2 protein-coding genes are annotated in these 937 nt (G+C 47.2%); both read left to right on the forward strand.

Going from position 1 to position 937, the window contains the following annotated elements; translation table 11 throughout:
• On the forward strand, nt 1-669 hold a 669-nt coding region (locus GQR44_RS19580), incomplete at its 5' end, for an Ig-like domain-containing protein (RefSeq protein WP_166373429.1).
• Between the two features lie 7 nt (nt 670-676).
• A partial coding sequence (locus tag GQR44_RS19585; RefSeq protein ID WP_166373431.1) for an Ig-like domain-containing protein occupies nt 677-937 on the forward strand: 261 nt, incomplete at its 3' end.

Raw genomic sequence — 937 nt, forward strand, 5'->3', positions numbered from 1 at the left:
TCAGTCTCAATCAATGCCGATGGCACGGTGAAATACACACCAAATGCTGACTTTAACGGGTCGGATAGCTTTACTTATACCAACGAAGAAGGCCAAGAAGCCACGGTTAATGTCACGGTGGATGCCGTGAACGACCTTACGGTTGTGGCCAACGATACCGCAAGCACTAACGAAGATGCAGCAATTGATATCGATGTGCTTGCAAATGACACCGATACGGTTGATGGTACTGCAGCGGCGATCTCACCAGTAGCCTCTGTTACCCAAGGTAGTAACGGTTCAGTAGTAGTTAATGCAGATGGCACGGTGAAATACACACCGAATGCTGACTTTAACGGCACGGATAGCTTTACTTATACCAATGAAGAAGGTCAAGAAGCCACGGTTAATGTCACCGTGGAGGCCGTGAATGATTTAACGGTTGTAGCCAACGATACCGCAAGCACTAACGAAGATGCAGCGATTGATATTGATGTGCTTGCAAATGATGATGACTCAACCGATGGCTCTGAAGCAGCGATCTCACCAGTAGAAAGCGTGACTCAAGGTACCAATGGTATCGTGACTATCAATGCCGATGGCACGGTGAAATACACACCAAATGCAGACTTTAACGGCACGGATAGCTTTACTTATACCAATNGAAGAAGGCCAAGAAGCCACGGTTAATGTCACGGTGGATGCGGTTAATGATTTAACCGTCGTAGCTAACGATACCGCGACGACTAACGAAGATGCGGCGATTGATATCGATGTGCTTGCAAATGATGATGACTCAACCGATGGCACTGCAGCGGCGGTTTCGCCGGTAGAAAGTGTGACTCAAGGTACTAACGGTATCGTGACTATCAATGCCGATGGCACGGTGAAATATACACCAAATGCTGACTTTAACGGCACGGATAGCTTTACTTATACCAATGAAGAAGGCCAGGAA

It is taken from the genome of Psychromonas sp. SA13A, assembly GCF_011378715.1.
Classification (GTDB): domain Bacteria; phylum Pseudomonadota; class Gammaproteobacteria; order Enterobacterales; family Psychromonadaceae; genus Psychromonas.